Here is a 10,199-nt window from a genome sequence, read left to right as displayed (position 1 = left end):
GCCCTGATCGGCGGCCTGATCGCCCGGGGCGTGCCGGCCACTTCGATCCGCGTGGTCGATCCTTTCGAGGAAGCCCAGGCGCGCCTGCGGCGCGACCTGGGGGTGCATGCCGCAGGCGCGCCGGATGCGGCCTTCGGCGCCAGCGATGTGCTCGTGCTGGCGGTCAAGCCGCAGCAGTTCCGCGACGCGGCGGCATCTTTGCTGCCGTACCTGGGCGACAACCTGATCGTCAGCGTGGCGGCTGGCATCCGCCTGGCCGATATGCAGCGCTGGTTTGGCGGCCGCACCCGCCTGGTGCGSGCCATGCCGAACACGCCGGCGCTGGCCGGCATGGGCATGACCGGCCTGGCCGCCGYGCCSGGCCTGGCGCAGCGGGACCGCGAGATTGCCGGCGCGCTGGCTGAAGCCGTGGGTAAATGCGAGTGGGTGGAAGGCGACGCGCAGATCGACGCGGTCACCGCCATCTCCGGCAGCGGCCCGGCCTATGTCTTTTATTTCATCGAAGCGATGGAAAAAGCCGCCTCGGAACTCGGCCTCACCGCCAGCCAGGGACGCGCGCTGGCGGTGGAAACCTTCCGCGGCGCGGCGGTGCTGGCGGCGCAGTCCGAGGAGCCTGTCAGCCTGTTGCGCGAGCGCGTGACGTCCAAGGGCGGTACGACATATGCGGCGCTCACCGCGATGCAAACCGCCGGCATCGGCGAGGCTTTCGTCAAAGCGATGCATGCCGCCGCGGCGCGGGCTACGGAGATGGGGGCGGAGTTCGGGAAGGACTGACGTTTTTTCAGGCACGACGGCATAGGGAGCGCCCGCCCACTCCCCTCAACGCAGCGCGTATGCCACCGCCGTTCCGGCAAACACACAAGCTCCCAGCCAGTTGTTGTGCCGGAACGCGGCGAAGCAGCGCATGCGATCGCGATCGCGAATCAGCGTGTAGTGATACAGCGCGCATCCCGCCGCGGCTGCCAGCCCAAGCCAGTATGGCCAGCCCAGTCCGAACTGCGCGCCAGCCCAAGCCATCAGCCCAAGAAACACCGCATAGCAAATCATGATGGCGGCCACATCGAAGCGCYCGAACGTGATGGCCGAAGTCTTCATGCCCAGTAGCAGATCGTCATCCCGGTCCACCATGGCATAAGCGGTGTCGTAGGCCACCGCCCAGAACACATTGGCCAGCAGCATCACCCATGCCACGGCGGGCACATGGTCCTGGACCGCGGCGAACGTCATCGGGATGCCGAAGCCGAAGGCAATGCCGAGGTAGGCCTGCGGGATGGCAAAGAAGCGCTTGAAGAACGGATAGGTGCCGGCCAGCACCGCGGCCACCACCGCCAGCCACTTGGTCAGCGCATTGAGCGGCGTGATCAACGCGAAGGCCGCGAGCGCCAGCACCACCGCCACCATCACCGCTTCCCAAGCCGCGATCTTGCCGGCAGTCAACGGCCGTTCCTTGGTCCGCTTCACATGCTTGTCGAAGTCGCGGTCGGCCCAGTCGTTCATCGCGCAACCGGCCGATCGCATCAGGAAGGTACCGACAAAGAAGATCCAAAACAAGTGCCACGCCGGCGGCCCGCCCGTGGCCATCCACAATGCCCACAGCGTGGGCCACAGCAGCAGCAGCGTGCCGATGGGCTTGTCGATGCGCACCAGGCGCGCGTACAGGGCTAAGCGTTCAAACATGGTAGTGGCCCGCGTACCTCGGTACGGGGCAAGGCAAGGACAATAAACGAAAAACGCGCCGCGTCCCGGCCAGGGCGCGGCGCGCATGGCCGGCAGCACATCGTGCCGCCGGCGGCGTCGATTCAGGCCATCAGGCCAGCATCGAGCGCAGCATCCACGCGGTCTTTTCGTGCGTCTGCATGCGCTGGGTCAGCAGGTCGGCCGAGGGTTCGTCGCCTGCCGCATCGATCACCGGGAACAGCGAGCGCGCGGTGCGCACCACGGCCTCCTGGCCTTCGACCAGCTTGCGGATCATCTCGGTGGCTTCGGGCACGCCCTCTTCCTCGGGGATCGACGACAGGCGGGCGTATTCCTTGTAGGTGCCCGGTGCCGGGTAGCCCAGCGCGCGGATACGCTCCGCGATGGAGTCGACGGCCAACGCCAGTTCGGTGTACTGCGTCTCGAACATCAGGTGCAGCGTGTTGAACATCGGACCCGTCACGTTCCAGTGAAAGTTATGGGTCTTGAGATAAAGCGTGTAGGTATCCGCCAGCAACTTGGACAGGCCTTCCGCGATCTTCTTGCGCTCTTTGTCGGAAATGCCGATATTCACGCTCATCTCATTCTTCTTTGCCATGATAGGTACGCTCCAGTCTGGGGGTGGCCACAGTGACTGCCGCGCCTGGCGACGCGGCACAACCCGCACATTATGGCATCACCGGGTAAATCCGGACAAACTCGTGGCCGCGTCCAGGAACATCGGGACAGCACCCAGGGCGATCACCGCCAGCCCGATTTCCGTGCGCCACAGCTTGCGCTGCAGGCGCGCCGCGTCGCCGCCGCGGGAGCCGTCGCCAGCGTCTTGCTGCACTTGCCGCACTTGCCGCATTTGCTGCAACTCACCGATGAACATGCTGAACATAGCCATGATGCTTCTCCTTGCCTGGTGCATCGGGTGGCGCCGCTGGCGCGGGACCACCCGATGCCCTTGCTGCCTTACTTCAGGTTGAGGGCGCGCCTGACGCCTTCGCCGTAGGCCGGATCGGCCTTGGTGAAGTGCTCCAGTTGCACCCGCACGATCTCTTCCGGCACCCCTTGCATGGCTGCCGCGATGTTCGAGAACAGCTGCTGGCGCTGGCCCTCATTGAACAGGCGGAACAGCGCGCCCGGCTGGCTGTAATAGTCGGTGTCCACACGGTGGTCCCAACGGTCCGCCGCGCCATCCACGGCTAGCGGCGGCTCGGCGGCGCGCTCGCTGGCGGCGTAGGCGCCCTCGCGGTTGGGCTCGTAGTTGAGCTTGCCGCCCTGGTTGCCGTCCACGCGCATCGCGCCGTCGCGGTGGAACGTATTGTGGAACGGGCACTTGGGCGCGTTCACCGGAATCTGGTTGTGGTTCACGCCCAGGCGATAGCGCTGCGTGTCGCCATATGAGAACAGCCGGCCCTGCAGCATCTTGTCGGGCGAGAAGCCGATGCCCGGCACCACGTTGGACGGGTTCATCGCCACCTGCTCCACTTCGGCGAAGTAATTGTCCGGGTTGCGGTTAAGCTCCAGCACGCCGACGTCGATCAGCGGATAGTCCTTGTGTGGCCACACCTTGGTCAGGTCGAACGGGTTGATGTGGTACTTGGCCGCATCGGCTTCGGGCATGACCTRCACGCGCACATTCCAGCGCGGGAAGTTACCCTTTTCGATGTTCTCGAACAGGTCGCGCTGCGCGCTTTCGCGATCGCCCGCCACCACCTTGGCGGCTTCCTCGTTGGTCCAGTTGGCAATGCCCTGCTGCGACTTGAAGTGGAACTTCACCCAGAAGCGTTCGTTGGCTGCGTTGAGAAACGAAAAGGTATGCGAGCCAAAGCCATGGATCTGGCGATAGTTCTGCGGCAGGCCACGGTCGCTCATCAGGATGGTGACCTGGTGCAGCGATTCAGGGTGGCGCGACCAGAAGTCCCACACCGCGATGGGGTCGCGCAGGTTGGTGCGCGGATTGCGTTTCTGCGTGTGGATGAAATCGGGGAACTTCAGCGGATCGCGCACGAAGAACACCGGCGTGTTGTTGCCAACCACGTCCCAGTTGCCTTCGTCCGTGTAGAACTTGACCGAGAAACCGCGCACATCGCGCTCGGCATCGGCCGCGCCGCGCTCGCCCGCCACCGTGGAAAAACGGATGAAGATCGGCGTCTGCTTGCCGACGCTGCCGAACACCGATGCCTTGGTGAAGCGCGTGATGTCATGCGTGACGGTAAAGGTGCCGTGGGCGCCTGAGCCCTTGGCGTGCACGCGCCGCTCGGGAATCACCTCGCGGTCGAAGTGGGCGAGCTTTTCCAGGAACCACACGTCCTGAAGCAGCATCGGGCCGCGCGGGCCGGCGGTCAGCGAGTTCTGGTTGTCGGCAACCGGGGCGCCGGCGGCGGTGGTGAGAGTGTCCTTGTCCTTGCTCATCTTGACCTCTTTTCGTGGGGTAAATCGGGAGTTGGGCTGGGGCGGGAGTTGGGAACCGCCGGGTTATTTCAGTACACCGTGGCGTAACTGGCAAGACAGTCGGCCACACAGCTCGCCAGCGCGCCCAGGATGTCTCCCGCGGCGACAGGGCTGACTGGGTTGGGATCCGTGCCGGTCATGTACGACTCCTTGTGGGTAACCGCGCGCAGTGCGCCGATACAGGAAGTGTACGGATTAACTATCGAATAAAAAATTCAATTATTTCTAACTATGGAATAGAGCATGCCTATTTCCCGCGCACGCCAGCATGGCACACGGCAAAGGCACAGTGAAGTTACAAAAATCGACGGCGGAAAAAAACGGAGGTGGGCAAAGATGGGCGATGACGCTGCCAGCGACTGCGCGCTGGCAGCATGGCATGACCGATCCCCGGCGCGAGGACGGGCAGCCAGCGGGGCAGGTCAGGCCGCCTTGGCCAGTTCCTTGGCAGCCAGCATGCTGACCCCGGGCAGGTCGCAGGCGGTCACGGCGCGGCGCAGCGCTTCCATGGCGGGCAGCCGGGTAAAGCTCTTGCGCCAGGCCAGGACCACGCGCCGGTCGGGCACCGGGTCGGTGAAGGGCACGTAAGCCAACAGGTCGTTCTTGCCGGACTTGAGATCCGGTACTGACGTGCGCGGCAGCACAGTGATGCCGACACCACTTGCCACCATATGCCGGATGGTTTCCAGCGAGGAACCTTCAAAGGTCTTCTGGATGCCGTCGGCCGCCTGGGAAAAGCGCGACAACTCGGGGCACACGCCCAGCACCTGGTCACGGAAGCAGTGCCCGCTACCCAGGAGCAGCATGGTCTGCTGCTTCAGTTCGTCGGGGTCAACATGGCTGGCGTTTTCCAGATGGTGACCGCGCGGCACCGCTACCACGAAGGGCTCGTCGTACAGCGGCTGCACGGTCAGGCCGGAATCGGCGAAGGGTTCGGCCATGATGGCGCAGTCGATCTCGCCTTGCTTGAGCAACTCGATCAGCTTGACCGTGTAGTTCTCCTGCAGCATCAGCGGCATCTGCGGCACGGTTTGGATCATTTCCTTGACCAGCGCGGGCAGCAGGTAGGGCCCGATGGTGTAAATCACGCCGAGGCGCAACGGCCCGGCCAGCGGGTCCTTGCCCTGCTTGGCGATCTCGCGGATGGCCATGGTCTGCTCCAGCACGCGCTGGGCCTGCGCCACGATCTGCTCACCGATCGGCGTCACCGAGACCTCGGAAGTGCCTCGCTCGAAGATCTGCACGTTGAGTTCGTCTTCCAGCTTCTTGATGGCCACCGACAACGTCGGCTGCGACACGAAGCAGGCTTCGGCCGCCCGGCCGAAATGGCGCTCGCGCGCCACGGCGACGATGTACTTGAGTTCGGTGAGCGTCATGACTTATCAATTTCCATTAGGCGATAGATTTTACCTTCGATTCGGGGTTCTGTCAGAGATGAAGGGCAATGCGGCGCAGGCGATACTTGCCGCCGCGCGCCCATGCGAAGCATGCTGCCCTTTGCCTCAGGCCTTCAGGAAATGCTCCCTGCCGCCCAGCCAGCGCAGCAGGTGCGCMTCCACCGCCTCCGGATAGCGGGTCAGCATCAGTTCCGCCGCCTCCTGGGCATAGTCGACCAGCCAGGCGTCGGTGTTGAGATCGGCGAAGCGCAGCATCGCCTCGCCGGACTGGCGCGCGCCGAGGAACTCGCCGGGGCCGCGTATCTGCAGGTCGCGCCTGGCAATCTCGAAGCCGTCGGTGGTCTCGCGCATGGTCGCCAGGCGCTCGCGCCCGGTGGGCGACAGCGGCGCCTGGTACATCAGCAGGCAGACCGATTCCGCGCTGCCCCGCCCCACCCGGCCGCGCAACTGGTGCAGCTGCGCCAGGCCGAATCGCTCGGCGTGCTCGATCACCATCAGCGAGGCGTTTGGCACGTCCACCCCCACCTCGATCACGGTGGTGGCTACCAGCACCTGCAGGCGGTTGGCCGTGAAGTCTTCCATCACGGCAGCCTTATCCGCCGGCGGCAAGCGCCCGTGCACCAGACCTACCTTGAGCTCCGGCAAGGCGGCCACCAGGGTCTCGTAGGTTTCCACGGCGGTCTGCAACTGCAGCGCCTCGCTCTCTTCAATCAGCGGGCACACCCAGTAGACCTGCCGGCCATCGGCGGCGGCATGGTGCACGCGCTCGATCACCTCGTCGCGGCGCGCGTCGTTGACCAGCCGCGTCACCACCGGGGTGCGGCCGGGCGGCAGCTCGTCGATCACCGAGACGTCGAGATCGGCGTAGTAAGTCATTGCCAGCGTGCGCGGGATCGGCGTGGCCGACATCATCAGCTGATGCGGCACGGTCTCGGCGGCCTTGCCGGCCTTGTCCGGCGGCGCTGCCGCATCGGGCTCCGCCTTGCCGCGCAGCGCCAGGCGCTGGGCCACGCCGAAGCGATGCTGCTCATCCACCACCGACAAACCCAGGCGCGCAAACTTGACGCTGTCCTGGATCAGCGCGTGGGTGCCGATGGCCAGTTTGGCTTCGCCGGACTCGACCTGCGCCGCCGCCTCGCGCTTGGCGCGCGCCTTCAGGCTGCCGGCCAGCCACACCACGGTCACGCCAAGCGGCTCCAGCCACGCGGAAAGCTTGCGGTAGTGCTGCTCGGCCAGGATTTCAGTGGGCGCCATCAGCGCGGCCTGGTAGCCGGCGTCGATGGCCTGGCAGGCCGCCAGCGCCGCGACAATGGTCTTGCCGCTGCCGACGTCGCCCTGCAGGAGTCGGTGCATCGGATGGGGCGCGCCCATGTCCCTGGCGATCTCTTCCACCACGCGCTGCTGGGCGCCGGTCAGCTTGAACGGCAGCGCCGCCAGGAAGGCCGTCAGCAGGCCGCCGGCGCGGCGCGGCATGGGCGGCGCGCTCTTGTCGCGCCGCGCCGCCTGGGAGCGCTTGAGCGAGAGTTGCTGCGCCAGCAGTTCGTCAAACTTGATGCGCTGCCAGGCCGGGTGCGAGCGCTCGATCAGCGCGGCTTCATCGACATCCTGCGGCGGCGAGTGCAGCAGGCGCAGACTATCCGGCAATGGCTGCAGCCTGAGCTGCGCGAGCGGACCTTTCAGGACCGGCAATGGCAGGGTCTCGGGCAGCGGCGTGCGCGAAAGCGCCCCGCCGATGGCCTTGCGCAAGTAGGTCTGCGGAATGCCCGCGGTACTCGGGTACACCGGCGTCAATCTATCGGGCAGCGCCTCGCCTGGCGTCACCGGGCGCACGGTGGGATGGACCATCTCCGCGCCGAAGAAGCCACCGCCGCGCAGTTCGCCGCGCACGCGCAGGCAGGTGCCTTCGGCCATCTGCTGGGCCTGGCTGCCGTAGAAATTCAGAAAGCGCAGCGTCAGCTCGCCGGTATCGTCGGCGATCTTGACCACCAGCTGGCGGCGCGGGCGGAAGCTCACCTCATTGGACGTGACCACGCCCTCGACCTGCACCGCCAGGCCCAGGCCCGCGCGGCGGATGGCATCGGCGATCGGCAGCAGCGTGGTCTCGTCCTCATAGCGCATCGGCAGGTGCAGCACCATGTCAACGTCGCGCTTGAGGCCAAGCTTATGCAAGCGCGCCATGGCCGAGGACGGCTTGCCGGCGGCACCTTTGGCGGCCCCCGGCCCCTTGCCCGGCCGGCCGGCCTTGTCCCCGGCGGGCGCCGCGGGCAGGCTGTCGGTGGTTTCCGGGATCGGGTCGGGAGCGGTTCCTGGCATCGGGCGGCGTGGCTACGGATTCGGGTCGGGGTTCATGCCTGGCGGCAAGGGAGGGTGGCGCAAATAGGCGATATCATGCGCGCCCGGGCGGCCGTGCTGCCCCAAGCCTTACAATATCGGATTCGCCGATTGTACCTATGCCGGCCGCGCCACCGCGCGGCCAGTGGCCGTTTTTGCCCCCATGATGCTGACGCTGTCCGACTTCGACTTTGAACTGCCGCCCGAACTGATCGCCCAGACCGCCTTGCCGGAGCGCGGCGCAAGCCGGCTGCTGGTGGTGGATACGGACGCGCGGGACGGCACCACCCGCCTGGCCGACCGCACTTTCGCCGATATCGTCGGCTACCTGCGCCCGAACGACCTGCTGGTATTCAACGACACGCGCGTCATCAAGGCACGCTTCTTCGGCCACAAGGGCAGCGGCGGCAAGGTCGAGGTGCTGGTCGAGCGGGTGCTGGACAGTCATACCGTGCTGGCGCAGGTGCGCGCCTCCAAGACGCCGCCCGAGGGCAGCAAGCTGCGCCTGGTGGATGCCTTCGACGTCACCGTGGGCCCGCGCGTGGACCAGTTCTTCACGCTCACCTTCCCCGAGCCGGCGCTGGACCTGATCGAGCGCCACGGCCGCCTGCCGCTGCCGCCATATATCACCCACGACCCGGACGCCTTCGACGAGACCCGTTACCAGACCGTCTACGCCCGCGCCCCCGGCGCGGTGGCGGCCCCCACCGCCGGCCTGCATTTCGACGAGGCGCTGTTCGCCCGGCTCGATGCGCTGGGCGTGCGCCGCGGCTTCCTGACCCTGCACGTGGGCGCCGGCACCTTCCAGCCGGTGCGTACCGAGAACCTTGCCGAACACAAGATGCACGCCGAGTGGTATGAGGTGTCCGAGGCACTGGCCCAGGCCGTGCGCGACACGCGCGCCGCCGGCGGCCGCGTGATCGCGGTCGGCACCACCTCGCTGCGCGCGCTGGAATCCGCCGGCACTGCCGATGGCACGCTGACCGCCGGGCGCGGGGACACCGATATCTTCATCACGCCGGGCTACCGGTTCCGCGTGGTGGATGCCCTCATCACCAACTTCCACCTGCCCAAGTCGACCTTGCTGATGCTGGTATCGGCGCTGGCCGGSGTGGAGSCCATCCGCGCCGCTTACCGCCAYGCSGTGGMKCARCGCTACCGCTTCTTCAGCTACGGCGACGCCATGCTGCTGACGCGCCAGCCCCAGCCCTGAGCGCGCCGCGCCAGCTCCGTACCGACTGCCCGAACCCGATTCCAGCCATGCTCAACTTCGAACTGCTCACCACCGACGGCAACGCCCGCCGCGGCCGCGTCACCCTCAACCACGGCGTGGTCGAGACCCCGATCTTCATGCCGGTCGGCACCTACGGTTCGGTCAAGGCGATGTCGCCGCTCGAACTGAACGAGATCAATTCGCAGATCATCCTGGGCAACACCTTCCACCTGTGGCTGCGCCCCGGTTTGGAAGTGGTGGAGGCCCACGGCGGCCTGCACCGCTTCATGGGCTGGGACAAGCCGATCCTGACCGATTCGGGCGGCTTCCAGGTGTTTTCGCTGGGCGCGCTGCGCAAGATCACCGAGGATGGCGTGACCTTCGCCTCGCCGGTCAACGGCGACAAGCTGTTCCTGTCGCCCGAGATCTCGATGCAGATCCAGCGCACGCTGAACTCCGACATCGTGATGCAGTTCGACGAGTGCACGCCATACGAGATCGAAGGCCGTCCCGCCACCCATGCGGAGGCGGCGACTTCCATGCGCATGAGCCTGCGCTGGGCCAAGCGTTCGATCGACGAATTCAAGCGCCTGGCCAACCCCAACGCGCTGTTTGGCATCGTCCAGGGCGGCATGTTCGAAGACCTGCGCGACGAGTCGCTGGCCGGGTTGTCCGAACTGGACTTCCACGGCTACGCCATCGGCGGGCTGTCCGTTGGCGAGCCCAAGGAAGACATGATGCGCGTGCTGGAGCACGTGGCGCCGCGCCTGCCGGCCCACAAGCCCCACTACCTGATGGGCGTGGGCACGCCGGAAGACCTGGTGGCGGGCGTGGCGGCCGGTGTCGACATGTTCGACTGCGTGATGCCGACCCGCAATGCCCGCAACGGCTGGCTATTCACCCGCTTCGGCGACGTCAAGATCAAGAACGCCGTCCACCGCAACGACACGCGGCCGCTGGACGAGAGCTGCGGCTGCTATACCTGCCGCAACTTCTCGCGCGCTTATCTGCATCACCTGCACCGGGTCGGCGAGATCCTCGGCGCGCGCCTGAACACCATCCACAACCTGCATTACTACCTGCAACTGATGGCCGAAATGCGCGAAGCCATCGAGCAGCAC

At 66.3% G+C, this 10,199-nt stretch carries 9 protein-coding genes; 3 read left to right on the top strand and 6 right to left on the bottom strand.

The features are described from left to right. Window positions 1-774: pyrroline-5-carboxylate reductase (proC, locus tag AC1DKD_RS34360; protein ID WP_477144273.1), on the top strand; the 774-nt coding region annotated here is incomplete at its 5' end. A gap of 45 nt (window positions 775-819) precedes the next feature. Here the strand turns inward: proC and ubiA are convergent. From ubiA to recG, 6 genes are all read right to left on the bottom strand, one after another. Beyond that, window positions 820-1,677: a 4-hydroxybenzoate octaprenyltransferase gene (ubiA, locus tag AC1DKD_RS34355; RefSeq protein ID WP_477144272.1), complete on the bottom strand. Its 858-nt coding sequence runs from the start codon at window positions 1,675-1,677 to the stop codon at window positions 820-822. Window positions 1,678-1,807: 130 nt separating this feature from the next. Beyond that, complete coding sequence (locus AC1DKD_RS34350) at window positions 1,808-2,293, bottom strand: Dps family protein (RefSeq protein WP_035867478.1); 486 nt, start codon at window positions 2,291-2,293, stop codon at window positions 1,808-1,810. Between the two features lie 78 nt (window positions 2,294-2,371). Continuing rightward, window positions 2,372-2,584 carry a hypothetical protein gene (locus tag AC1DKD_RS34345; RefSeq protein WP_441626288.1) on the bottom strand — a complete coding sequence of 71 codons (213 nt, stop codon included), beginning with the start codon at window positions 2,582-2,584 and terminating at the stop codon, window positions 2,372-2,374. Between the two features lie 68 nt (window positions 2,585-2,652). After that, window positions 2,653-4,098 (bottom strand): catalase, encoded by a 1,446-nt coding sequence (locus AC1DKD_RS34340; RefSeq protein WP_477144271.1) that lies wholly within the window; start codon window positions 4,096-4,098, stop codon window positions 2,653-2,655. Between the two features lie 461 nt (window positions 4,099-4,559). Then, a complete protein-coding gene (locus tag AC1DKD_RS34335) occupies window positions 4,560-5,513 on the bottom strand; it encodes a LysR substrate-binding domain-containing protein (RefSeq protein ID WP_035867485.1) in 954 nt (317 codons plus the stop codon). A 126-nt stretch (window positions 5,514-5,639) separates the two neighbouring features. Continuing rightward, a complete protein-coding gene (gene recG / locus AC1DKD_RS34330) occupies window positions 5,640-7,847 on the bottom strand; it encodes an ATP-dependent DNA helicase RecG (RefSeq protein WP_477144270.1) in 2,208 nt (735 codons plus the stop codon). Between the two features lie 184 nt (window positions 7,848-8,031). On the opposite strand from recG, the gene queA reads away from it, so the two are divergent. Together queA and tgt are read left to right on the top strand one after the other, a co-directional pair. Further along, the gene (gene queA / locus AC1DKD_RS34325; RefSeq protein ID WP_477144274.1) at window positions 8,032-9,078 is read left to right on the top strand and encodes a tRNA preQ1(34) S-adenosylmethionine ribosyltransferase-isomerase QueA; all 1,047 of its coding nucleotides are present in this window, start codon (window positions 8,032-8,034) and stop codon (window positions 9,076-9,078) included. 47 nt (window positions 9,079-9,125) lie between these two features. Beyond that, the coding region (gene tgt, locus AC1DKD_RS34320; protein WP_477144269.1) for a tRNA guanosine(34) transglycosylase Tgt at window positions 9,126-10,199 on the top strand (1,074 nt) is incomplete at its 3' end.

This window comes from Cupriavidus sp. 05T313 (assembly GCF_056396665.1).
This window is presented reverse-complemented; position numbering and strand designations above follow the sequence as displayed.